General features: G+C 61.5%; 23 protein-coding genes. 2 read left to right on the forward strand and 21 right to left on the reverse strand.

Annotated features, from left to right (window positions below):
• Nucleotides 1-212 precede the first annotated feature (212 nt).
• From ACIQWP_RS18540 to ACIQWP_RS18550, 3 genes are all read right to left on the reverse strand, one after another.
• Nucleotides 213-911 (reverse strand): uridylate kinase, encoded by a 699-nt coding sequence (locus ACIQWP_RS18540; RefSeq protein WP_402790160.1) that lies wholly within the window; start codon nt 909-911, stop codon nt 213-215.
• Between the two features lie 62 nt (nt 912-973).
• Nucleotides 974-2,107 (reverse strand): AAA family ATPase, encoded by a 1,134-nt coding sequence (locus ACIQWP_RS18545; protein WP_402790163.1) that lies wholly within the window; start codon nt 2,105-2,107, stop codon nt 974-976.
• Nucleotides 2,108-2,133: 26 nt separating this feature from the next.
• Nucleotides 2,134-3,078, reverse strand: coding sequence for a GNAT family N-acetyltransferase (locus ACIQWP_RS18550; RefSeq protein WP_402790166.1), 945 nt, complete (start codon nt 3,076-3,078; stop codon nt 2,134-2,136).
• A 245-nt stretch (nt 3,079-3,323) separates the two neighbouring features.
• On the opposite strand from ACIQWP_RS18550, the gene ACIQWP_RS18555 reads away from it, so the two are divergent.
• Nucleotides 3,324-4,259, forward strand: coding sequence for a tyrosine recombinase XerC (locus ACIQWP_RS18555; protein ID WP_402790993.1), 936 nt, complete (start codon nt 3,324-3,326; stop codon nt 4,257-4,259).
• Between the two features lie 130 nt (nt 4,260-4,389).
• Complete coding sequence (locus ACIQWP_RS18560) at nt 4,390-5,481, forward strand: TraB/GumN family protein (RefSeq protein ID WP_402790169.1); 1,092 nt, start codon at nt 4,390-4,392, stop codon at nt 5,479-5,481.
• On the opposite strand, the gene ACIQWP_RS18565 is transcribed toward ACIQWP_RS18560, so the two are convergent.
• The 18 genes from ACIQWP_RS18565 to ACIQWP_RS18650 form a co-directional block, all read right to left on the reverse strand.
• On the reverse strand, nt 5,459-5,971 hold the full coding sequence (locus tag ACIQWP_RS18565; protein WP_402790172.1) for a DUF2867 domain-containing protein: 513 nt from the start codon (nt 5,969-5,971) through the stop codon (nt 5,459-5,461). The two genes, ACIQWP_RS18560 and ACIQWP_RS18565, sit on opposite strands and share 23 nt — an antisense overlap.
• A gap of 101 nt (nt 5,972-6,072) precedes the next feature.
• Nucleotides 6,073-8,934, reverse strand: coding sequence for a M16 family metallopeptidase (locus ACIQWP_RS18570; protein ID WP_402790175.1), 2,862 nt, complete (start codon nt 8,932-8,934; stop codon nt 6,073-6,075).
• 114 nt (nt 8,935-9,048) lie between these two features.
• On the reverse strand, nt 9,049-10,455 hold the full coding sequence (lpdA, locus tag ACIQWP_RS18575; protein WP_402790178.1) for a dihydrolipoyl dehydrogenase: 1,407 nt from the start codon (nt 10,453-10,455) through the stop codon (nt 9,049-9,051).
• A 29-nt stretch (nt 10,456-10,484) separates the two neighbouring features.
• On the reverse strand, nt 10,485-11,123 hold the full coding sequence (locus tag ACIQWP_RS18580) for a LysE family translocator (RefSeq protein ID WP_402790181.1): 639 nt from the start codon (nt 11,121-11,123) through the stop codon (nt 10,485-10,487).
• A gap of 18 nt (nt 11,124-11,141) precedes the next feature.
• The gene (locus tag ACIQWP_RS18585) at nt 11,142-11,894 is read right to left on the reverse strand and encodes an SDR family oxidoreductase (RefSeq protein WP_402790996.1); all 753 of its coding nucleotides are present in this window, start codon (nt 11,892-11,894) and stop codon (nt 11,142-11,144) included.
• The gene (locus tag ACIQWP_RS18590; protein ID WP_402790184.1) at nt 11,894-12,421 is read right to left on the reverse strand and encodes a hypothetical protein; all 528 of its coding nucleotides are present in this window, start codon (nt 12,419-12,421) and stop codon (nt 11,894-11,896) included. Before ACIQWP_RS18590 ends, ACIQWP_RS18585 begins: the two co-directional genes overlap by 1 nt.
• On the reverse strand, nt 12,418-13,167 hold the full coding sequence (locus ACIQWP_RS18595; protein ID WP_402790187.1) for a DUF4241 domain-containing protein: 750 nt from the start codon (nt 13,165-13,167) through the stop codon (nt 12,418-12,420). Before ACIQWP_RS18595 ends, ACIQWP_RS18590 begins: the two co-directional genes overlap by 4 nt.
• 15 nt (nt 13,168-13,182) lie before the next feature.
• Nucleotides 13,183-14,412: a 2-oxoglutarate dehydrogenase complex dihydrolipoyllysine-residue succinyltransferase gene (gene odhB, locus ACIQWP_RS18600; RefSeq protein WP_402790190.1), complete on the reverse strand. Its 1,230-nt coding sequence runs from the start codon at nt 14,410-14,412 to the stop codon at nt 13,183-13,185.
• Nucleotides 14,402-14,647 (reverse strand): hypothetical protein, encoded by a 246-nt coding sequence (locus ACIQWP_RS18605; protein ID WP_402790193.1) that lies wholly within the window; start codon nt 14,645-14,647, stop codon nt 14,402-14,404. The genes odhB and ACIQWP_RS18605 overlap by 11 nt, the downstream gene beginning before the upstream one ends.
• A gap of 11 nt (nt 14,648-14,658) precedes the next feature.
• The gene (locus ACIQWP_RS18610; protein WP_402790196.1) at nt 14,659-17,643 is read right to left on the reverse strand and encodes a 2-oxoglutarate dehydrogenase E1 component; all 2,985 of its coding nucleotides are present in this window, start codon (nt 17,641-17,643) and stop codon (nt 14,659-14,661) included.
• A gap of 173 nt (nt 17,644-17,816) precedes the next feature.
• A complete protein-coding gene (gene sucD / locus ACIQWP_RS18615; protein ID WP_402790199.1) occupies nt 17,817-18,719 on the reverse strand; it encodes a succinate--CoA ligase subunit alpha in 903 nt (300 codons plus the stop codon).
• A gap of 12 nt (nt 18,720-18,731) precedes the next feature.
• Nucleotides 18,732-19,223, reverse strand: coding sequence for a DUF1579 family protein (locus tag ACIQWP_RS18620; RefSeq protein WP_402790202.1), 492 nt, complete (start codon nt 19,221-19,223; stop codon nt 18,732-18,734).
• 5 nt (nt 19,224-19,228) lie between these two features.
• Nucleotides 19,229-20,422 carry an ADP-forming succinate--CoA ligase subunit beta gene (sucC, locus tag ACIQWP_RS18625; RefSeq protein ID WP_402790205.1) on the reverse strand — a complete coding sequence of 398 codons (1,194 nt, stop codon included), beginning with the start codon at nt 20,420-20,422 and terminating at the stop codon, nt 19,229-19,231.
• Nucleotides 20,423-20,449: 27 nt separating this feature from the next.
• Nucleotides 20,450-21,412, reverse strand: a complete 963-nt coding sequence (gene mdh, locus ACIQWP_RS18630; RefSeq protein ID WP_402790208.1) for a malate dehydrogenase — start codon at nt 21,410-21,412, stop codon at nt 20,450-20,452.
• 180 nt (nt 21,413-21,592) lie between these two features.
• Entirely contained in the window at nt 21,593-22,756 is a 1,164-nt protein-coding gene (gene zapE, locus ACIQWP_RS18635; RefSeq protein WP_402790211.1) for a cell division protein ZapE, read from the reverse strand.
• Nucleotides 22,757-22,817: 61 nt separating this feature from the next.
• Nucleotides 22,818-23,342, reverse strand: a complete 525-nt coding sequence (locus tag ACIQWP_RS18640) for a protease inhibitor Inh/omp19 family protein (protein ID WP_402790213.1) — start codon at nt 23,340-23,342, stop codon at nt 22,818-22,820.
• A 245-nt stretch (nt 23,343-23,587) separates the two neighbouring features.
• Complete coding sequence (locus tag ACIQWP_RS18645) at nt 23,588-24,367, reverse strand: succinate dehydrogenase iron-sulfur subunit (RefSeq protein WP_402790216.1); 780 nt, start codon at nt 24,365-24,367, stop codon at nt 23,588-23,590.
• A 17-nt stretch (nt 24,368-24,384) separates the two neighbouring features.
• Entirely contained in the window at nt 24,385-24,684 is a 300-nt protein-coding gene (locus ACIQWP_RS18650) for a CPCC family cysteine-rich protein (RefSeq protein WP_402790219.1), read from the reverse strand.

A 24,684-nucleotide genomic window follows, 5' to 3' on the forward strand; every position in this document is an offset into this window, starting at 1 on the left:
ATTCGCTATCCAAAGCGAGAATCGGGCCAACACGCCGCGCATTTCCGGGTGCATTTTATTTCGCATTGCATCTTCTCGCCTATATCAAATGACTTAATGGTGAACGCAACTATAATGATACAAACTGGCGGCGTCACTGGCATAAAGTTGCAATGAATGGCTCTGCTCAATTTGGTCTCATCCGCTACCAAACTCCGTGAATACCAAAGATCTCACAACACCCCAGAAAGCCTGCCACCCTCGCGAATCTGAAGCGTCGGCCGCTCAAAATCGTCATTGTTGATAATCGCATCGGCGGAAAGAGCGGGCGCAGCCAAACTCTCATATAGCGCAAACGCCGGCCGATAGCGGTCGGCATAAAGCTGGCGGGTCGTCTCCGTTCCGCCCAGAAGCGCGGTGTCGCGCGCAATGCCGCGCTGCTCGGATACCTGCTCCGAGGTTTCGACGAAGATGGCGAGGTCCCAGCCTTCCCGCAGCTCCGGCCGCTGCAGAAAGGTGCCGTCGACGATGAGGATCGCGTCGGCTGGCGCAAATTGCGGGTCCTGTTCGATCGGCACGTCATTGTGCAGATCGAAGGATGCCGTGCGATACCATTGATCGCCGCCCGGCCCCAGGGGCTTGAGCAGCAGTGCATTGATCGCGGGAAGATCGCGAGCATCGTGGTAATAGCCCTCGGCGGAGTGCCGGCCGCGCGCATAGCGCTCCACCTTCGGCCGATGGAAGCCATCGATCGAGGTGCGGATGGTGTCCCGCCCGCTGACCTTCAGGCACTCGGCCAGTTCGTTCGCGAGCGTAGTCTTGCCCGACGCCGTCCGGCCGTCGATCGCAATGCGGATCGGCCGTGCCGGCTCGAGGCTCGCAATCATGGTGGCTAGATCGGTCAACAAAGCGGCCCTGCTCAAAGAGGTCATTTCAAAAATTCCTTTTGGGATTTTTCCATGTGGTAAAAAATGAAACAGCCGCCGGACGGTCGCTATTCGTCGTCATCGTCGATCTCGCCGGTCAGCCGCATGCCGTCGATCCAGGTGGAACCGTCCTCGCGGATGACCCGGCGCGGTTTTGCCCCGCAGCGCTCGCGCACGGCCTGCGCCAGAACCTCGGAATGGGTGACGATCCAGACCTGACTCGTTTTCGCGGCTTGCGCGATCATGTCGGCGAGCGGTGGCAGCATGTCAGGATGCAGGCTCGCCTCCGGCTCGTTGAGCGCGATCAGCGGCGGCAGGCGGTAGGACATCAGGGCCGCGGCAAGACCAAGGAAGCGGATCTGGCCGTCTGATAATTCGCGCGGCTGGAAGACGCGGTTGGGAAATTCGGGCAGCATCAGCCCGAAATCAGCCGTTTCCTCCGGCGTGGGCACAACGAGCCGCGCTCCACCGAGCGCTGCCGCAAGAACCCGGTCCAGCTCGACCGTGTCTCCTCGTATATGCGCGAGCGTGGCGAAAACGGCGGCAATATTGCCACCATCCTCGTCCAGCATCGGCGACGTGACCGCAAGGCACGGTGCGCGCAGCGGCGAGCCGCGATCAGTGCGGAAGCCATGAAAGAAGCGCCAGGCGTCGACAGCGCGGCGGAACGTGCCGATCTCCGGATAATGTCCGGCATCACCAAGTAGCGCGATCGCAGTTTCCGACGGCAAAGCCTGCTCGCGATAGGCTTCCATACGGCCAGTCTCGCCGCGCACCGAAATACCGGCCCCTTCGCGCTTCATCATCGTCACCGGCCGACGCCCGCCTTCGAACGAAAGTTCTTCGGCCTTAATTTCCGGCTCGAGCGAGAAACCGGCAGCACCCGGTGGACGCATGCCCGCCTCGATCCAGTAGCGGAAGGTCGCTGCCCTCTCCGTGTCGAGGAGTTCGACATCGAAACGGATGCGCGCGGACTCATGCGAACGCCGCTTGCCCGACCACATGGCCGAGAACATGCCGCCTTCGCTTGATATCTCATGCGCCAGCCGACCGCGAACCGCCGCCTGCACCAACTGCAACGAGCGATAGAGGTTGGATTTGCCGACGCCGTTCTCGCCGATGAACAAATTGACATCGGCCAGATCCATGCGGATCGAGCGCAGGGAGCGATAATTCCGGGCAAACATGGAGCGAAGTTGCATGCCGGAGGGTTTAGCCGATTCCCGTATTAAAGAGAATGCGAAACCAGGGCCTCGTCCTGCCGGGGGGAAACGAGCGGCGCGAAAGCTGCGTTGCCATCCGCCGCAAGGTCGACGACCGTGTGCTTCTCCAGCGCCTTCGTCACTTCATTGACGTCGCCATCCAGATGCTCGACGGGAATGAGATTGCCGACGAGGAAATCGAACCGGTCGCCGCGTTTGTTCAACAGCTCATGAAAGACGGTCATGTCGCGCAGCTCGGTCGACCATTTGGCGAACCAGTAGAACAGACCGGAATTGCGCGCCGTCAGATGCACGGGCAGGATCGGCAGGTTGTATTTGCGCGCCAGGCCCACGGCCGATGTCTTCCAGGGACGCTCGTTCAGCTTGCCGTTCGCCCAATAGGCGATGCGGCCGGATGGGAAGAGCACGGTGACCTTGCCCTCCGCGACGGCCCGGTTGGTCAGTTGCAGCGTCTCGCGCGTCTTCGGCTTGCTCTTATATTCCTCGCGCCATTCGACCGGAATGATCATCTCGGCGAAACGCGGATTGACCCGAACAGCATCGCGATTGGCAAAGATCATCATGTCGGGCCGGCGCGACTTCAGAAGATCGAAGACAGCGACACCATCGGCAATGCCTGTGGGGTGGTTGCTCACGAGGATGAAGCCGCCAGAGGCCGGAATTCGGTCGGCATGGGTGACGCCGATGTCGAGCCGCAGCAGATCGCTCATATATTCGAAGCACTGGAAGCCCGAAAGCTTCGCCACGTCATCGGCGAATTCGATTGCCTTGTTGTAGCGCAGCAGCGTGTAGAGAAACGGGCGCATGAGCGGCCAGAGCGGATTGCGCACGATCTTCTGACCGCGCTCGGCGATCAAAGTATCGACAATATGTCCGGGCTGGCCCTGAGACACCAAAGCGATCGCCTCTGCAAGCTGTCCCAGTGCAGTTATCGAACCGCGGCGTGCCATGAAAAGTCCTGAATGGTTGGGAAATATTCTATCGCAATCGAATATGATCGAAGCATGACAAGCGCCTCGCATATCGAGGCCGAACCATCCGAGATCCGGGATCGGCCCATATGCAGTTTCATTGAAGTCCAGCTGCGCTCGCGGCACGAGGGGAAACCTACCGGAAGCAACGGGAAAGTTAGCGATTCCATAACCTTCCTTCCTTCAAAGTGGCAGATGCGATCCGAATTTCAAGGGGTTTTCCACTGAACGAATTGTTGATCATCGCCGACTCAGGGTTGATGGCGGAACGCAACCGCTGGCTCGACGCGCTCGGCCGCGAGCGACGGCTGGCCGCCCACACGCTGAATGCCTATGAACGCGACACGCGACAGTTCCTGGCCTTCCTCACCGGTCATCTCGGTGGTCCGGCGACGATCGAGGATATTCATGCGCTCCGCCCCGCCGACTTTCGCGCCTTTCTTGCCGCCCGCCGAAAGGACGGCGCCGGTGCGCGCTCGCTCGGGCGCAATCTTGCCGGCCTTCGCTCGCTGCTGCGCTATCTCGAAAAGAAGGGTCTGGTGAATGCCGCGGGTGCTGCCGCGGTACGCTCGCCGAAACAGCCGAAATCGCTGCCGAAGCCGCTCTCCGACAGGCAGGCGATCACCGTCGTCAGCGACGAGGCGCAGCTGCACGAGGAACCCTGGATCGCCGCGCGCGACGCCGCCGTGCTGACGCTGCTCTATGGCTGCGGCCTGCGCATCTCCGAAGCGCTGGATCTGAGGCCGCAGGACTTTCCGCAAGGCGCCACTTCGCTGCGCATCACCGGCAAGGGCAACAAGACCAGGCTGGTGCCGCTGCTGCCGATCGTCGTCGAAGCTGTCGATCAATATCGCAAGCTCTGCCCTTACCATCTCGATGCGGACGGCGCGCTCTTTCGCGGCGCGCGCGGCGGCAAGCTGCAGCCGGGCATCATCCAGCACGGGATGCAGAAGCTGCGCGGTGCCTTCGGGCTGCCGGATACCGCCACGCCGCATGCGCTTCGCCATTCCTTCGCGACCCATCTCCTGGCCGGAGGCGGCGACCTGCGCACCATTCAGGAGCTGCTCGGCCACGCCAGTCTTTCGACGACACAGGTCTATACCGGCGTCGATTCCTCGCGCCTGCTCGAAGTCTACGACCGCGCCCATCCGCGTGCATAAGGAAGGATTAACCTCTCGCGTTAAGGGAATCTCCGTCTCGCGCGCGTAAAGCAGAACCATGTCCCGGCATGCCTCCCGAAAGCCGCTTTCGGGCGTTAGGGGTCATGCCCTCTGCAAACGGAAGATTCTAATGATTTCTGCCCTCGGGTCCAAGACGATGCGGTCGATGAAGCCAACGCTCGGCGATATCCTGCTCTGGCTTGCCACGGCCTTTCCGCTCATGCTCGCCATCCTGCTGATCGCGACCATGCTGACGCTGCAACCGGCACATGCCGAGGGCGCGGTGTCCGACAGCTGCGGCGGCAAGGATCTCATGGCCGAACTTCAAAAGAGCGATCCGGCGAAATATGCCTCCATCATCGCCGCCGGCGACAAGGTGGAAAACGGCAAGGGCATTTTCTGGAAGATCGAAAAACCCGGCCTGAAGCCGTCCTGGCTGCTCGGCACCATGCATGTCTCTGATTCGCGCGTGCTCACCATGCCAAAAGGTGCGGCGGAAGCCGCCGCTTCGGCCGACGCGATCGTCGTCGAGTCCGACGAGATCCTGGATGACAAGAAGGCTGCCGCCGCCCTCTTCGCCAATCCTTCGCTCACCATGCTCACCGATGGCTCGACCATCAGCCAGCATCTGTCGCCGGAGGACAATGCCCGTCTTGAAGCAGGATTGAAGGAGCGCGGCATTGCCCTTGCCGCCGTCTCCCGCATGCAGCCCTGGCTGATCTCGAGCTCATTCGAAATGACCGGCTGCGAGGTTCGCCGCAAGACAGCAGGCGCAAAGTTCCTCGACCAGAAACTCGCCACCGATGCCGCCGCCGAAGGCAAGAAGGTGGTCGGACTGGAGACACTTGCCGAGCAGGCCAAGGCCATGAGCGACCTGCCGATCGCGCTGCATCTGAAATCGCTGCTGCAGACGCTCGAGCTGGGCGACAAGATCAACGACGTCAACGAAACGATGACCGATCTCTATCTCGACGGCAATATTGGCGCGATGATCCCGATGCTGAAGGTGATCGAGCCGGACCAGAAGATCACGGATGCCGATACCGCCGCCTTCGAGCAGCGCATCATCCTCGATCGCAACAAGGTCATGGCAGAGCGTGCGGCACCGGTTCTCGACAAGGGCAACGCCTTCATCGCCGTCGGCGCGCTGCATCTCGTCGGCGATCAGGGCCTCGTGGCTCTCTTCCGCGAGCAGGGCTTTACGGTGACGGCGGGGAACTGATTACCCGTATGCGCTTGCCGAAATCAGCAAGCATCGTCGCGACGATCAGCCGGTGGAACGGCGCGATGACCGCGATATAGATCCGGCCAAGCAATATCTTCCGTCTGACAAGCGTGGTCGCATCGACGAGCCGGCGCCCCTCATCGTCGTCCCGCACGTCGATGACGACCCGAAAATCGAGATGCCGATCGTCGAAACCGAGAACGATCTGATTGTCAGACTGGCTGACGATAGGAAAGAAGCCGATCTTTTGCAGTCCGTCGGCCTGATGGCTCCGGGTGGATCTCAACCCGAACGGACCGGTCACCGCATCGCGCAATCGCAATAGAAGCCTTACCCACAACGGAAAGCGGCCAAGCATGGCGCGAGCCGCGGCAATCGCCGAGATATCCAATTTCGGAATCTGCAGTTCGTAGCAATCCGCCCAATCCGCGCCGGGCAACGCTGGATGCGGCACGTGTGCCTTTACCGTCGCGGGTCTTGCTGACATCGCTTCGTCCGTTGATCTGCCATCCCTGCAAGCTAGCATAAGCTGCAAGCAGACCCGACCGGCAAACGCCGACTGCGGCAATTTGGCCGGCAGATAGCAGCCTAGCGCACCGCCGATCCGTTGGCCGGCAATATCTTCAACCGCCAGGATGTCCCCGGCTTCAGATAGGTCGTTGCGATGGCGCGGACATCCTCGGCGGTCACGGCCTCGTAACCGCTGATGCTCCTGCGAATACGGTCCAGGCGTCGCGGGTCGGTCTGGGCATCGCGAAGGCTCTGAACCCAATAGCCGTTGGTCTGCTGCGAACGCTTTACCGCTTCGATAATCGGAACCTTGGCCCGCGTCAGTTCGTCGGGCGAAACGTCGCCGTTGCCGAGATCGGCGGTGATCTTGTTTGCCAGCTCGAAAAAGTGATCCACCTTGGCGGGCGTGGTTTCGACATAGAGATAGGCAAAACCATAGCCGGGGATCGATCTCGACAGGTCGACCTCACCCTGAGGGCTATAGGTCGCCCCCTCGGCGATGCGGAACTGGTCGATCAGGCGGTTCTGCAGGATCGCGCCTGCTACATTGGCGGCAGCTGCTCTCGGCAGATCGGAAAGGAAATCGCCGATCGGGATGGCAACGGCGGCACCCGCACTGTCGATTCGCCCGTCGTGAAGAAGGACGACGGGATCGGTGGTCGGCGCGGGAAAATGAACGCCGGAACCGTCGACACGATCCGCCCCGCCGCCGCGGGCTGGCAAGGCGCCAAAGGTCTGCGCCGTCAGGCGAATGGCGTCATCAACCGCGACATCGCCGGCGATGATAACCTCGATCGGCCCCTTTGAAAGCGAGGGCTGCAGAAGGCCCTCGAAGTCCTCCAGCTTGGCATCGACCAGTTGCGTCCGGTCCGGAAATGTCCAGCGCGGATCACCGGAATGGAGAAGACCGGAAAGATCGCGTCCGACCACGCTGCCCGGCGTCGCCTGCAGTTGGGGGAGCGTGTTCAGATAGGCTTGCTGAACCCGCTTGAAGACGTCCGGACGGTAAGCTGCGTCGGAAACATAGGCCGTCAGCAGCTGCAATTGCGTCTGTAGATCGCGCGGCCGCGTCGTGCCCTCGAATTTGAAGGCGGCGTCCTGAATGGCGAAATCCGCGCCGACGACCTTTGCGGCAAAGGCCTTTTGCATGTCGTCATAGCTAATGGCCTTCAGGCCGGAGAGCGGCAGCGCCGGCGCTGCCCAGATCGGCAGCGGACGGTCATTCGGCAGGTCCAGCCGGCCGTGGCCGATCTCGGCGCGGACTTGTATCTCGTCAACGCGATACTTGGTCGGCTTGATCGTCAGCCGGACACCATTGGCAAAGCGGACCATTGTCACACCGAGGTCATCGACCGTGCGGCGTTCGGCGACATCGCCCGGCTTGCCGAAATCGGTATAGGGCCATGCGACCGATGCCACATGTTCCGGCGCTGTCACCGCCACGGCGCGCGAGGCCGCATAGGCTTTCCCAACCGCAGCATCCCCACCATCGGGCAATTGAGGAATCTGCAGCACGAGTTGCGGACCATTGCCGGCAAAGACGCGCTGAAGAGCCTGGTTGACCTCATCGGCGCTCAGGTCTTTCATCGCCGCATCGAACAGCGCCAGATCTTCCGCTGGCGAGGTGAAAACCATGTTTTCGCCGACGCTCCAGTTGAGCGATCCGGCAATGTCGGGGCTCGTGCGCGTCGCGGCGCCACCTGCAGCAGCCTGCAGAGTGGAACGGTATTCGGCAATTTCGCGATCGATCTCGCTCTGGTCGGCGCCGAATTGCGCGATGCGGCGCTGTTCCTGGTCGATGGCCGCAAGTGCCATCTGCCATTTAGCGGGATCGCTGTCGGCGGCAATGATCGCTAGATGGGCTGATTTCAGCAGATCCTGCGAACCAGCCTGCGCGCTGACGAAGGCCGGATCGGGCTGTTGCGCCAGCACGGACAGGCGCCGGTTGAGAACGGCAAGGCCAATGTCCTCGACCAGCTGCGCGCGGCGCTTGGCAGCCATATCCGCCGAAGCGTCGTAGGGTCGCGTCCAGGCGATCTGCACACGGGTCGCGCCGCCGGGCACGACGACCGTACCGACGCGCTCTCCATGCTTCTGGAGCATGCCAAGATCAGGATCGGCCGGCGCCGGCGTAGCGGCAGCCCAATTGCCGAACCGGTTGCGGATATCGGCTTCGATGGCTGCCGCGTCGATATCGCCGACGACGATCAGGGTGGCCCGCTCGGGGCGATAATAGCTGCGGTAGAAATCCCGCAACAGATCGACAGGGGCATTACTGATGATGTCGGTCTTGCCGATGGGCGAGCGCAGCGGCACGCGCTGGCCCGGCAGCAGCTGAGTGAGGAAGCCGGTCCCGGCGCGATATTGCGGCGTGTCGCGCAGCTTCTCTTCCGAAAGGATAACGCCGCGCTCGCGGTCGAAGGCGCCGGCATCGAGCGTCAGCTCGCTCGCCGTCTCGCGCATCAGCATCAGGCCGGTGGAAACCGTCTCCGCATCGGCTTCGGGCAGATCGAGCGCATAGACCGTTTCGCCATAGCTCGTAGAGGCATTGGTATCCGCGCCGAAAGCCAGACCCAGGCGCTGAAGCGTGCGTATCATCTCGCCTTCGGGAACATGGGTCGATCCCTTGAAGGCCATATGCTCGAGAAAATGCGCCAGGCCCTGCTGATCGTCGCGCTCCTGCAGCGAGCCGGCCCCAATGCGGAAGCGGATCGCCACCTGACCGGCCGGCGTCGCGTTGTGCATGACCGCAAAGCGCATCCCGTTCGGCAGGGTCCCGAAACGGATGCCCTGCTCCACCGGCAGGTCGCTGACCGCTTGCGGCCAGCCGGCAGCCGGCACTTCGGCGTGAGCCGGGACTGCAACGGTCGCGAGGATTGCGAGCGTCGTTGCAATGAGGAGTTTTAGAGATGCGCGAAAGGATGAGATCTGACGTGACATGCTTGCTTTGCTGATGAGATCGAGTCGATGATGCGATGCGGGAGTGTTGCCGTTCATCGCATCATCGAGCAAGCATTGCAATCCCGGCGCCTGTTGCGCCGGGGCCGCCGATTCTTACATGTGGATCGGCTTGAAGAAGGTCGCGAGTGCCGCTTCCTTGACGGCTTCCGACATCGTCGGATGCGCATGGCACGTGCGGCCGAGATCTTCCGACGAACCGCCGAATTCCATCAGTACGGTGATCTCGTGGATCATCTCGCCGGCGCCGAAGCCGACGATGTGACCGCCGAGAACGCGGTCGGTTTCCTTGTCGGCGAGGATCTTGACGAAGCCATCCGTCGCCAGCATGGCGCGGGCGCGGCCGTTGGCCGAGAACGGGAACTTGCCGACCTTGTAGGCAACGCCCGCGGCCTTCAGCTCTTCCTCGGTCTTGCCGACGGAGGCGACTTCCGGCTGGGTGTAGACGACGCTCGGAATGACGTCGTAGTTCACATGACCGGCCTGGCCGGCGAGAATTTCGGCAAGCGCGACACCCTCGTCTTCGGCCTTGTGCGCCAGCATCGGGCCCTTCACCACATCGCCGATCGCATAGATGCCGACGACATTTGTCTTGAAGTGACCGTCGATCTCGACGCGGCCACGATTGTCGAGCACGACACCAGCCTCTTCCAGGCCGAGGCCCGCCGTGTACGGCTTGCGGCCGGTAGCGACCAGCACGACATCCGCATCGAGCACGACCTTGTCGCCGCCCTTGACCGGCTCGAAGGTGACCTTCGCGCCATTGCCGGACTTCTCAACGCCGACAACCTTGGCGCCGAGATGGAATTCGATGCCCTGCTTGGCCAGCATGCGCTGAAACTGCTTGGAGACTTCGCCGTCCATGCCACCGAGGATGCTGTCGAGATATTCGACGACCGTGACCTTGGCGCCGAGACGCGACCAGACCGAGCCGAGCTCGAGACCGATGACGCCGCCGCCGACCACGATCATCTTGCCCGGCACCTTGTCGAGCGCGATGCCGCCGGTCGACGAGATGATGACCTTTTCGTCGATTTCGAGCGGCACGCCCGGAATGCCCGCAACGTCGGAGCCGGTGGCGATGACGATGTTCTTGCCCTCGATCTCGGTGACCTTGCCGTCGTCGGCCGTGACGGCAACCTTGCCGGCGGCAACGATCTTGCCGGTGCCCTGGAAGGCATCGATCTTGTTCTTCTTGAACAGGAAGGCGACGCCGTCGACATTCGACTTCACCGTCGCATCCTTGTGCGCCAGCATCTTGCCAAGGTTCAACTTCGGCGCGGCAACCTCGACGCCGAGCGCATCCATGCCATGGCCGGCATGATGGAACACTTCGGAAGCGTGCAGCAGCGCCTTGGACGGAATGCAGCCGACGTTGAGGCAGGTGCCGCCATAGGTCGCGCGCTTTTCGACGACCGCGACCTTCAGGCCAAGCTGCGCTGCCTTGACTGCGCAGACATAGCCGCCGGGGCCGGTTCCGATAATGATCACATCGTAGGACATGTTTTAATTTCCTTGTTTGGTATCTTTTGTTAGTCGGTCGCCCGTGCCAAGGCGAGGCGGATGCCGAAGCCGACCAGCGCCGCTCCGGTGATGCGGTTAAACCACTTGCCCGAAGCGATGAAGCGATCGCGGACCGGCTTGACGGTGAAGAACGTGGAGACGCCGGCAAACCAGGCGACAAGCGCCGTCGCCATGCCGATGCCATAGCTGAACTGGATCAAGGCCGGCGTATCGTGATGCACCAGCGTCGAAAACAGCGACAGGAAGAACAGCACCGGCTTCGGGTTGAGCGCATTGGTGATGAAACCAGTCGCCAGGCAACGCCAGACGGAAACCGGCTTGCGGTCTTCCTCGGTGATCTCAACCTCCTTCACCTGGAAGCCAGGCTGGCGGAACGATTTGATGCCGAGATAGACGAGATAGGCCACGCCGGCCCATTTGATCAGGCTGAACAGGACAAGCGATTGCGAGACAATCAGGCCAAGGCCGAGAATGGTATAGCTGATGTGGAAGAGCAGCGAGAAGCCCATGCCGAGCCCGGTCATTATGGCGGCGCGGCGGCCATGCACGATGCTCTGGCGCAGGATGACGGCAAAATCGGCGCCAGGCATGACGATGAAAATCGAGAACACCGCCATCAGGCCGAGAAATTCGAGAATATACTGCATGTCACCTATCCATTCTGATCAGCGGCCGCCGCTCACGTCGACCACGGCGCCGGTTATATAGGATGCGTGCGGGCTGAGCAGATAGAGGATGGCGTCTGCGACCTCATCGGCCGTTCCCGCCCGCTTCATCGGCAGTTGCGGCGCGATATCGCGCGCACGATCCGGCAGGCCGGCAGCCGCATGGATATCCGTATCGATGATGCCCGGGCGGACGGCATTGACGCGGATGCCTTCCGCCGCCACCTCACGCGCAAGGCCGACGGTGAACGTATCAATCGCGCCCTTCGAGGCGGCATAATCGACATATTGCCCGCCACCGCCAAGTGTGGCGGCCATGGAAGAGACATTGACGATCACCCCGCCCTTGCCGCCATGCCGGGTCGACATGCGGCGCACGGCTTCGGCCGCTGCCAGCATCGAACCGGTGACGTTGATGCGGAACATGCGGTCGATCCGCTCAGGCGTCATCTCGTCCAGGCGCTGGATAGCATCGACGATGCCGGCATTGTTGACGAGGCCATCGATGCGGCCGAAATGCGCGTCGACCTTGGCGAAGATGGATTTGATGTCCTTGGGCTTGCCGACATCACCGGCGATCGCAATCGCCTCGCCGCCGGCGTCGCGGATCGTCCCCACCACCGCTTCGGCCGCATCCTTGTTGGACGCGTAGTTGACCGCCACGGCCCAGCCATGCTGAACGGCAGCCAAGCAAACCGCAGCGCCGATGCCGCGGCTGCCGCCGGTCACGAGAAGAACAGGTGCATCGCCGATCATTGATTGCATCCTTTCAGACTAAGGACATCCCAGGGCGCGACGGTCGCCTTGCCCTTGCCCCAGAGGGACGACTTCTGGATCGAGGGACCGAGCGCCGGCAGGAAAAGCCGGTCGGCCGCACTTTCGCCCTCTGCCGGCAATGCGCGGATATGGCCCTTCAGGTCGGAGGCGTAGATCATGCCCTGCCAGACGGTGCAGGCTCTGAGATCCGCCCCGGTCACATCGCCCTCCGGGCATTCGAACATGATCCTGCCATCAGCACTCGGTTGATCCTCGCCGCGCATGACGATGCCTTCTGCGATGATGGCGGTGTTGCGCACCGAGAATTTGAACTTGTTGCTGACGGACGATTCCGAGCCCATGGGCTCGAAACGCAACTCGTAGGCATTGTCCATATCGCCGTAGACGGCCTTTTCCTGCACGCATTCAGCCGAATACGCAGGCAAGGGATTGACGATAAAGGCCAGTATCGCCCCGCATAGAGGAGTACGCCGTGCCATCGCGCTTTCTGTCCGCATGGTCATTGTCCTCCCGGCTCGCGCCGGCCGTCGGCATTTTCGGTCACGCCAAAATCGGTAAACAGAACCAGTGGCCGACCGTCGGCATCGAGCCCCCAGAAAACCGGATAGAAACCGTCGCCCCAGCCGCTCCAGAAGACGGCGACATTGCCGCGCTTGCCCGCTATCGGCCGATGCATGGTGTATTTGTCGTTATTCGCTCCCAGTTCCGAAGCCAGGACATCGTCGTAGTAGTTGACATCCGACGAGGACTTCTCGGTCTGGACCTGCTTTTCGCGTTCCTGGATCAGCGCGTAAGTATCGGCATCCATATAACAACCGAGACCGGCATCCACCGGATAGCCGAAGAACTCGTCGCCCTTCAGCGAATTGATATCCTGGCCGGGGATCACGGCCAGCTCCCAGCGCATTGGCTTGCCTTCAGCAAAGCGCATGCTGGCAGCGGCGATGCGGCCGAACGCCTGATACAGCGTGACGGGATAGTCACCGGGGGAAACCGTGCGGGTGAGCGCCGGGCGATCAGGCCCGACAAGCGGATCGCTGGCGACAATGCGCCCGGAGGTCAGCTCCACCTTGCCGATGCGAAGGGTGTTGATCGCCCGGGCGGCAAGATCGGCGTCGCCAAGCGACGCCAGATCGAGATTGCTGCTGAGCTTGGAAATGTCGAGTTCGACCGCGCCAGCGGACGATGGCACCCATGCGGCGACGGCGCACAACAATCCGCGCAGCGTCCGCATGGGCCATGTCGACATGATCCAACGCTCCCCTTAGAGATCGAGAACGAGACGTTCCGGATCTTCCAGGCTTTCCTTGACGCGCACGAGGAAGGTCACCGCTTCCTTGCCGTCGACCATGCGATGGTCGTAGGAAAGCGCCAGATACATCATCGGACGGATGACGACCTGACCGCCGATGGCGACCGGACGTTCCTGGATCTTGTGCATGCCGAGAATACCCGACTGCGGCGCGTTCAGGATCGGCGAAGACATCAGCGAACCGTAGACACCGCCATTGGTGATGGTGAAAGTGCCGCCCTGCATGTCGGCCATCGACAGCGTGCCGTCGCGGGCAGCCTTCGCCAGACGGCCAAGCTCCTTCTCGACTTCGGCGATCGACATCTGGTCGGCATCGCGGATGACGGGAACGACCAGGCCCTTGTCGGTGCCGACAGCCATGCCGATGTGGCAATAGTTCTTGTAGATGATGTCGGTGCCGTCGATCTCGGCGTTGACGGCAGGCAGTTCCTTCAGCGCGTGCGTGACGGCCTTGGTGAAGAAGCCCATGAAGCCGAGCTTCACGCCATGCTTCTTCTCGAAGATGTCCTTGTACTTGTTGCGCAGGTCCATGACGGCCTTCATGTCCACCTCGTTATAGGTGGTGAGCATGGCGGCGGTGTTCTGCGCATCCTTGAGGCGGCGGGCAATCGTCTGGCGCAGGCGGGTCATCTTGACGCGCTCTTCGCGGCTGACGTCCTCGACGGCGGTCGGTGCGCGCGCGGCGACCGGAGCAGCCGGTACGGCGGCCGGCGCCGAAGCAGCCTTGGCGACGGCGGCGATCACATCGCCCTTCAGGACCTGGCCGCGCTTGCCGCTGCCTTCGACCTGATCGGCGGAGAGATTGTTTTCAGCAAGCAGCTTTCCAGCGGCCGGTGCCGGCGGCATGGAAGACGCCGGAGCGGAAACGGCGGGGGCAGCAACCGGAGCGGCAGGCGCAGCAGCAGCGGGTGCGGCGGCCTGTGCCGGAGCGGCCGCAGCGCCGTTGCCGGCAGAAATCTGGCCGAGCAGCGCGCCGAGACCTACGGTTTCGCCGGCCTGGGCAACGATTTCGGAAAGCGTGCCAGCGGAAGGCGCCGGAACTTCGATCGTCACCTTGTCGGTTTCAAGTTCGAGAAGCGGCTCATCGGCCTTGATGGCATCGCCGACCTTCTTGAACCAGGTACCGACGGTCGCTTCGCTGACGGATTCGCCGAGGGTAGGAACGCGGATTTCAGTGGCCATTGTTCAAATCCTGATTTTTCGTCTTTATGAGTTGGATGGAATTCCGGCGACAGACGGCCGGGGGACGGGTGATACGCCGCGGCGCAAGCGCCCGGGCGACGATAATAATCGACCGGGCATTTACTTGATCCTGGCGATAGGCGGCATGTTGCTGCATGGCGGCCATCTTCTCCCCCGTCGCGTCATGCGGAAGGCTGGGGCGCGACGCCGCGATTTTCAAACGAAAACGCGTCATCGCGCAACCCCTCAACCGCCGAGCGCGTCCTCAAGGAACGCCGCAAGCTGCGACAGATGCTTGGACATCAGGCCCGTCGCCGGAGAGGCGGCGGCCGGACGGCCGGTGTAGCGAACGCGCTGGTACTTGGCATCGATATGGGCAAGCACCCATTCCAGGTATGGATCGATGAAGGACCATGCGCCCATGTTCTTCGGCTCTTCCTGGCACCAGACCATCTCCGCATTACGGAAGCGGCTGAGCTCGTTGATGAGCGCCTTGGCCGGGAACGGATAGAGCTGTTCGATGCGCAGCAGGTAGATGTCGTCGATGCCGCGCTTCTCGCGCTCTTCCAGAAGATCGTAATAGACCTTGCCCGAGCAGATGACGACACGACGGATCTTGTTGTCCTTCTGCAGCTTGATCGGGCCGTCCTTGATCAGTTCGGCATCATCCCACAACAGGCGGTGGAAGGAGCTTTCGCCCGCCAACTCCGCAAGCGTCGACACGGCGCGCTTGTGGCGCAGCAGCGACTTCGGCGTCATCAGGATCAGCGGCTTGCGGAAGTCGCGCTTCAGCTGACGGCGCAGAATGTGGAAGTAGTTGGCCGGCGTCGTGACGTTGGCGACCTGCATGTTGTCCTCGGCGCAAAGCTGCAGATAGCGTTCAAGGCGGGCGGAGGAGTGTTCCGGGCCCTGGCCTTCATAGCCATGCGGCAGCAGGCAGACGAGGCCGGACATGCGCAGCCACTTGCGTTCGCCCGACGAGATGAACTGGTCGAAGACGACCTGTGCGCCGTTGGCGAAATCGCCGAACTGGGCTTCCCAGAGGGTCAGCGCATTCGGACGGGCCAGCGAATAGCCATACTCGAAGCCAAGAACCGCTTCTTCCGAAAGCATCGAGTTGATGACTTCGTAGCGAGCCTGGGTCGGCGAGAGGTTTGCGAGCGGGATGTAGCGCTCTTCGGTTTCCTGATCGTAGAGAACCGAATGACGCTGCGAGAAGGTGCCGCGTTCGCAGTCCTGACCGGACAGGCGGATCTTGTGCCCATCGACGACGAGCGAACCGAATGCCAGGGCTTCCGCCATGGCCCAGTCGATACCTTCGCCCGTCTGCACCATGTTGGCGCGGTTTTCCATGAAACGCTGGATGGTGCGGTGCGCATGGAAGCCGGCCGGGATTTCAGACAGCTTGCGGCCGATTTCCTTCAGCGACTTCATCGGCACGGCAGTCTTGCCGCGACGCTGCTCATCGGCATTGTCAGCCGTGTGCAGGCCGGACCACTCGCCGTCAAGCCAGTCGGCTTTGTTCGGCTTGTAATGCTGGCCGGCCTCGAACTCCTGCTCGAGATGGGCGCGCCAGTCGGCCTTCATCTTTTCGACTTCGCCTTCAGTCAGCACGCCTTCGCTGACCAGCCGCTGCGAGTAAAGCTGCAGGACCGTGCTGTGTGCGCGGATGACCTTGTACATGTTCGGCTGCGTGAAGGACGGTTCATCGCCTTCGTTATGGCCGTAGCGGCGATAGCAGAACATGTCGAGGACCACAGGCTTGTGGAACTTCATGCGGAATTCGGTCGCGATCTTCGCCGCATAGACGACGGCTTCCGGATCGTCACCGTTGACGTGGAAGATCGGCGCTTCGATCATCTTGGCGACGTCGGACGGATAGGGCGACGAACGCGAGAAGGCCGGATTGGTGGTGAAGCCGATCTGGTTGTTGATGATGACGTGCATCGTACCGGCGACACGATGACCGCGCAGACCGGAAAGGCCGAGGATTTCGGCAACGACGCCCTGGCCGGCGAAAGCCGCGTCGCCATGGATCAGCAGCGGCACGACCTTGGCGCGCTCGGACAGCGGGATGATGTCGCCGTCCCATTGGGTGGCCCCCATATCCTGCTTGGCGCGGGCCTTGCCCATGACGACGGGATTGACGATTTCCAGATGCGACGGATTTGCCGTCAGCGAGACGTGCACCTTGGCGCCGTCGAAATCGCGGTCAGAGGAGGCGCCGAGATGGTACTTGACGTCACCCGAACCTTCGACTTCGTCAGGAGCGTAGGAGCCGCCCTTGAACTCGTGGAAGATGGCGCGGTGCGGCTTGCCCATGACCTGGGAGAGCACGTTCAGGCGACCGCGATGGGCCATGCCGAAAAGGGCTTCCCTGAGGCCGAGCTGGCTGCCGCTCTTGAGGATCTGTTCGAGCGCCGGAATCAGCGATTCGCCGCCGTCAAGGCCGAAGCGCTTGGTGCCCTTGAACTTGACGTCGAGGAACTGCTCATAACCTTCGGCTTCGATGACCTTCTGGAGGATGGCTTTCTTGCGCTCGGGATTGAAGGCGATGCCCTTGTCCGGCCCTTCGATGCGTTCCTGAATCCATGCCTTTTCCTCCGGGTTGGAGATGTGCATGAATTCGACGCCGAGGGTCGAGCAGTAGGTACGCTCGAGGATCTCGATCATCTCGCGAATGGTCGCGAATTCGAGGCCGAGCACGTTATCGATGAAGATCTTGCGGTCGAGGTCCGCTTCGGTGAAACCGTAAGCTTCCGGCGACAGCTCCTTGTAGTCTTCCACCGGAGCAGCGATGCCGAGCGGGTCGAGCTTGGCGTGCAGGTGGCCGCGCATGCGATAGGCGCGGATCATCATGATGGCACGGACCGAATCGCGCGTCGCCTGTAGGACGTCGGTCGCCTCAGCCGGCGCACCGGCGGTTTCGGCCTTGGCCTTCAGCTTGGTCTCGATGACCTTCTCGACAACGCCCCAGTCGCCGTCGAGTGCGGAGACCAGATCGCCCTTTGCCGGGATCGGCCAGTTCTTGCGCTGCCAGGAGGCGCCCTTGGCTGCCCTCTTCACATCGTCGGGGCTATCCTCGAGCGCCTTGAAGAAAGACCGCCATTCGTCGGAGACCGATGAAGGATCGTCCTCGTAGCGCGCGTAAAGCTGCTCGATATAGGCAGCGTTGGCGCCGTCCAGGAACGAGGTGATCTGAAATTGCTCGTTGGCTTCTTGCCTTGCCATGGTGAATCCGCGGGCGCTCTCGCCCGTCTCCCAACTTGTTTGCATTGCCGGTTTTCGGGTCCCGGCGACCGTATTTCGTTCGCGGCCGTCAGGGCCGCAGATATGCACTTGCGAATGTCGAAACCGGACGGGAGAGGCGGCGCCGCCCCGTCCGGGTTTTGCTATGGGTAGGCTCAGCCCTTCAGGACTTCCACCAGCGTCTTGCCGAGACGCGCCGGCGATGGCGACACGCGAATGCCTGCCGCTTCCATCGCCGCAATCTTGTCTTCCGCGCCACCCTTGCCGCCGGAAATCACGGCGCCAGCATGGCCCATGGGGCGGCCGGGAGGTGCCGTGCGGCCGGCGATGTAGCCGACCATCGGCTTCTTGCGGCCCTTCTTGGCTTCGTCCTTGAGGAACTGCGCGGCTTCTTCTTCAGCCGAACCGCCGATTTCGCCGATCATGATGATCGACTTGGTTTCGTCGTCCGCGAGGAACATCTCGAGGATGTCGATGAACTCGGTGCCCTTGACCGGGTCGCCGCCGATACCGACAGCCGTCGTCTGGCCGAGACCTTCATTGGTGGTCTGGAACACGGCTTCGTAGGTCAGCGTGCCGGAACGCGAGAGAACGCCGACCGAACCCTTCTTGAAGATGGAGCCCGGCATGATGCCGATCTTGCATTCGTTCGGGGTCAGAACGCCCGGGCAGTTCGGCCCGATCAGACGCGACTTCGACTTGATGAGGCGGTCCTTGACCTTGACCATGTCGGCGACCGGAATGCCTTCCGTGATGCAGACGATCAGCGGGATCTCGGCGTCGATCGCTTCGAGGATCGCTGCGGCAGCGCCTGCCGGCGGCACGTAGATGACCGAGGCGTTGGCGCCGGTGGCGTCCTTGCCTTCGGCGACGGACTTGAAGATCGGCAGCTTTTCGCCGTCCTTGCCGGTCCAGGTTTCGCCACCCTTGGAGGGGTGGATACCGCCGACCATCTTCGTGCCGTGATAGGCAAGCGCTTGTTCGGTGTGGAAGGTGCCGGTCTTGCCGGTCAGGCCCTGAACCAGAACCTTGGTGTCTTTGTTGATGAGAATAGACATGCGAGGCCTTTGTTACGAGAGGTTGGAAGACGCGGAGGCAACGCGACGATATAAGCCGCTGACGACCTCCTGCCATGTATCGCTGCCGGCGGGCGAGAACGTGACGCCCATGCGGTAGCAGTCTTCATTTTCGAACTGGAAGAGAGTGCGCTGCGCACCGCGCGGCGAGACCTTGGTCAGGACAAGCTTGTCGTCGATCCATTCGCCGGAGGCCGGCGCGGCGGGTACAAAGCCCACCGTATCGAATTGATAGAGCTTGTAGGCCTGATCCGCAGCGTCGAAGCCGAAAATATTCCGGGCTTCGAACGATGTGGCTCCGTCCCGCGTCTGCACGTAGCGCTGTTCGACGAAAGCACCGTCGAACAGACACTGGGCCGTGAGTTGCGCGGTCGCCGTGCCTTCCTTCGTCCAGGCCGAAGCCGCGACGCGCTCTTCCCCTTCCCAGGTGCCGGCAAAGGCACCGAGGCGAAGATGAGCAGCCGTTGGAGCGAAGGAAGCAGCCATCCCGATCAGCCCTTGACTGCCTTGACGATCTTCTGGGCGGCATCGTCCAGGTCATCTGCGGAGATGACGTTGAGACCGGATTCGTTGATGATCTTCTTGCCGAGCTCGACATTGGTGCCTTCGAGGCGAACGACGAGCGGAACCTTCAGACCGACTTCCTTGACGGCTGCGAGCACGCCTTCGGCAATGACATCGCACTTCATGATGCCGCCGAAGATGTTGACCAGAATGCCCTGGACAGCCGGATCGGCAGTGATGATCTTGAAGGCGGCCGTAACCTTTTCCTTGGTGGCGCCACCGCCGACATCGAGGAAGTTCGCCGGCTCAGCACCGTAGAGCTTGATGATGTCCATGGTCGCCATGGCAAGGCCGGCGCCGTTGACCATGCAGCCGATGTTGCCGTCGAGGGCGACATAGGCGAGGTCGTATTCGTGCGCCTGGATTTCCTTCTCGTCTTCTTCCGACGTGTCGCGAAGCGCGCGGATGTCTTCGTGACGGAAGAGAGCGTTGCCGTCGAAGGAAACCTTGGCGTCGAGAACGCGCAGGCGGCCGTTGGTCATGACGATCAGCGGGTTGACTTCGAGCAGCGCCATGTCCTTTTCGACAAAGGCCTTGTAGAGGATCGGGAAGAGCTTGGCAGCGTCTTCGCGGGCAGCGTCCTCGAGCTTCAGCGCGTCGGAAAGAGCAGCCGAATTGGCAGCCGTGACGCCTGTCGACGGATCGATGGCGACGGTGATGATCTTTTCCGGCGTGTCGTGCGCGACGGTCTCGATGTCCATGCCGCCTTCGGTCGAAACGACGAAGGCGACCTGACCGACCGAGCGGTCGACGAGGATCGAGAGGTAAAGTTCACGGTCGATGTCGGCGCCGTCTTCGATGTAGAGGCGGTTGACCTGCTTGCCGGCAGGACCCGTCTGCTTGGTCACCAAAGTATTGCCGAGCATGTCCTTGGAATTGGCAACGACGTCCTCGACGGACTTGGCCAGGCGAACGCCGCCCTTGGCGTCCGGGCCGAGTTCCTTGAACTTGCCCTTGCCGCGGCCGCCGGCGTGGATCTGGCTCTTGACGACGTAAAGCGGGCCCGGAAGCTGCTTGGCAGCAGCAGCGGCTTCGTCTGCGGAGAAGATGGCAACGCCGTCCGCGACGGGTGCGCCATAGGACTTCAGCAGAGCCTTGGCCTGATATTCATGAATGTTCATGGGTGTATCCCTGTTATAACGGCTAGATTATTTCAGCGACGGCGCGATGGCGATGCAGGCTTCGCAAAGGCCGGCGACGGATGCGACCGACTTGTCGAAGGCTTCCTTCTCGGCCTTGTTCAGGTCGATCTCGATGATGCGCTCGACGCCGCCGGCGCCGATAACCGTGGGAACGCCGACATACATGTCCTTGACGCCATACTGACCATCGAGATGGGCAGCGCTGGGCAGAACGCGCTTCTTGTCCTTGAGGTAGGATTCAGCCATCGCGATGGCGGAGGCAGCCGGAGCGTAAAAGGCCGAGCCGGTCTTCAGGAGGCCGACGATCTCGGCGCCGCCGTCACGGGTGCGCTGGATGATCTCTTCCAGGCGCTCAGCGGTGAGCCAGCCCATGGTAACGAGGTCGGTCAGCGGGATGCCGGCAACGGTGGAGTAGCGAGCAAGCGGAACCATCGAATCGCCATGACCGCCGAGAACGAAAGCCGTGACGTCTTCGACCGAGACGTTGAATTCCTTGGCGAGGAACAGGCGGAAGCGCGAGCTATCGAGCACGCCGGCCATGCCGACGACCTTATTGGCCGGGAGGCCCGAGAACTTCTGCAGTGCCCAGACCATGGCGTCGAGCGGGTTGGTGATGCAGATCACGAAGGCGTTCGGGGCATACTTCTTGATGCCGGCGCCGACCTGCTCCATGACCTTGAGGTTGATGCCGAGAAGATCGTCGCGGCTCATGCCCGGCTTGCGGGCGACACCGGCGGTGACGATGCAGACGTCAGCGCCTTCGATCGCGGAATAGTCGCTGGCGCCGGTCAAGTTGGCGTCGAAGCCTTCGACCGGAGAAGACTGGGCGATGTCGAGACCCTTGCCCTGAGGAATGCCGTCCGCGATGTCGAACAGGACGATGTCGCCCAGTTCCTTCAGGCCGGCGAGATGCGCCAGCGTGCCACCAATCATGCCAGAACCAATAAGTGCGATCTTGTTGCGCGCCATTTCGGTGTATCCTTTGCGATCAAAATCCGTGGCGGGACACCGTGACAGGCATCCACAATAGCCGTCAATCGCATAGACCCAAAGGTCGAAATTGGCAATTGATTATTTTGAGATCAGGAATTTCAATCGGTTAGATAGAAAAATTCTTACGTAAACGTAAGATACTCTGTCACCGAATTGTTACTCGGCGGCGCGCTTGGCCGGAGTCTGGGCGAGATATTCGGCGCTGCGCATCTCGAAAAGCCGCGATGCCGTGCGGTCGAATTCGAAGCCTTCCGTCCCACGCCGCACCTCAAGAAGATCCTCCGGCATGGCAGCCGCGGAAACATAGAGACGGATGTTGTGATCGTAGAGCGTGTCGATCAGAATAATGAAACGCTTGGTCTGATTGCGTTTTTCCGGCCCGAGCTTCGGCACGCGATCAACGAAGATCGTATCGAAGCGTTCGGCGATGGCGAGAAAATCGGCAGGCCCGAGCGGCGCCTCGCAAAGATCGGCGAAAGAAAAGCGCGCCATGCGTTCGACAGCGAGCGGCACATGGATGGAGCGCCCCTTCATCGGGATTTCCATCGGCTGCGCTTTGCGGCCGTGCAGTGCCTGCATCCAGGAGGCGTCCATCGCCATGTCGGTGCGCTGGTCGAGAGGCGTCAGATAGACGGGCTGGCTGTTCAGCTTCTCCATGCGGTAGTCGGTCGGCGAATCCAGCGTCACCACATCGACATGCTTCTTCATGAGATCGATGAAGGGCAGAAACAGGCCGCGATTGAGCCCGTCGCGATAGAGATTGTCCGGCTCCACATTCGAGGTCGCGATCAGCACGCAGCCGCGCGAGAACAGCTCGGAAAACAGCCGCGACAGGATCATCGCATCGGCGATATCTGTGACGGTGAATTCGTCGAAGCATAGCAGCTCGGCTTCGGCATAGAGATCGGCGGCAACAGGCGGTATGGGGTCGGCCTGCTTGGTTTCGCCGTTCTTGAATTTCAGCCGCTGTGCCGCAATCCGGTTGTGCACATCGGTCATGAATTCGAAGAAATGCGCCCGGCGTTTCTTCTGGCTGGGCGCCATCGAGAAGAACATGTCCATCAGCATCGTCTTGCCGCGGCCGACGCTGCCATGAATATAGAGGCCCTTGATCGTCTCGACCGACTTCTTGCGTGCGGCAAACATCCAGCCGAGCGCGCTGGATTTGGCGGCGGGCCGCTTGCGCTTGAGATCGGCAAGCACGCGGTCCAGCATTTTCGCCACATCCATCTGCGCCGAATCCACCTGGAGCGATCCGGACGCCGTCAGCGCCTTCAGCTGTTCGCAGACGCTGATCGAGTAATCTGGCATGGGCTGCATGGGGAAATATCCGCCTGTGCAAATGGGGCGCACCCAAAGGTGCGGCCCCTTTCAAATAAGCTTATCGGCTGAGGCTGAGCGGCTGACCGGAAGCGGTCGAGCCGTCAAAGCGCGAATCGGCCGTCTTGTAGAGCGTACCGACCGTGGTGCCGTCGCGACTTTTCAGCAGAACCTGCTTGCCGGAAACTTCCCAGGAACCCATCGAGGTGAGTTCGCCTGCGCAGCCGCGCGTACCGCCACGCGAGCCGCTGCCGAGGTTGGTCAGCGTCAGGAACATGTCGCAGCTCGATCCGCCGTTGCTGACCTTCCAGCTGCCGACCATCGATTCCTTCGTGACATCCATGGCCGAAGCCGCCATCGCCTGCTGCTGCGCCGGGTTGGCTGCATTCGGCGCACCCGCCGGAGCGGCCGGGAATTGCGAACCGTTACCGGCGCCTGGAGGCGGAAGCTGGCTGGATTGTACGGAAGGGACAGGCTGGGCCTGCAGTGGCGGGGCAGAATAACTATCGTTATTGTATGCTGTGCGCTGGCAACCGGCAAGCGACAGGCCAATCGCCGCAGCCGTCACTGCATATCTAAACTGCATCATCACACTCCTGATTGATTGTCCACCGCTGACATCTGCAAAGTTATGTTCAATGATGTCCGAATTATCGTATTTCACTTTGGTTAATCAAGTCGATACCGCCACAAATTGCCGTTGGCCATAGCTGGACAAGAATCGGGTGGTTTCAAGGCTCAATCCGCCGAACCAGAGGTAAAATACACGCGAGCGGCTAATTTCGACGCGCCCTGGCACTAAGACGCGTCGAGAAAGATCGGAACAGCGGGTCAGACCCGCCGCTCGACCATCATCTTCTTGATTTCAGCGATCGCCTTGGCCGGGTTCAGGCCCTTCGGGCAGGTCTGGGCGCAGTTCATGATCGTGTGGCAGCGATAGAGGCGGAAGGGGTCCTCGAGATTGTCGAGGCGTTCGCCCTTGGCTTCGTCTCTGGAGTCGATCAGCCAGCGATAGGCCTGCAGCAGCACGGCGGGACCAAGGTAACGGTCGCCGTTCCACCAATAGCTCGGACAGGAAGTCGAGCAGCAGGCGCACAGGATGCACTCGTAAAGACCGTCGAGCTTCAGGCGGTCCTCGTGGCTCTGCTTCCACTCCTTGGCGGGCGGCGGCGAAACCGTCTTCAGCCAGGGCTCGATCGAGCGGTGCTGCGCATAGAAATTCGTCAGATCCGGCACGAGATCCTTGACGACGGGCATATGCGGCAGCGGATAGATCTTCACCGTGCCCTTGATCTCGTCCAGACCCTTGGTGCAGGCGAGCGTGTTGGTGCCGTCGATGTTCATCGCGCAGGAGCCGCAAATGCCTTCGCGACAGGAGCGGCGCAGCGTCAGCGTCGGGTCGATGTTGTTCTTGATGTAGAGCAGACCATCGAGCACCATCGGGCCGCAATCGTCGATATCGATATAGTAGGTATCGATGCTCGGGTTCAGGCCGTCATCCGGGCTCCAGCGATAGACGCGGAATTCGCGCGTATTCTTGGCGCCGACCGGCTTCGGCCAGACCTTGCCTTCGCGCATCTGAGAGTTCTTGGGGAGAGCGAGTTCAACCATGGTCAGTTATCCAATTCCTATGGCAGCTTCGGACGACATTTTACCGAATGATGATTCGGATCGGTGTGCCCGGTTAACCTAAAATTTCTCTGCGCCTCGGTCAGACACACTCGATTTGCTCCACCGGCCATTTCAGGAGCGGCTTCCTGCGCTGGATCATCTTCCCAACCGCAAGTTCCACAAATTTCCCATCCACCAGCTTCGCCGAATACAAGTGTGTCGCAACAAGGGCACGGAAAAACTCCATCAACGGCTATACGCGACGATGCCGCTTGGTCAGCCACATGAAAGTACTTTTCCGCCTCTGTTGTCATCAT

It is taken from the genome of Rhizobium sp. NPDC090279, from assembly GCF_044769665.1.
Lineage (GTDB): Bacteria > Pseudomonadota > Alphaproteobacteria > Rhizobiales > Rhizobiaceae > Rhizobium.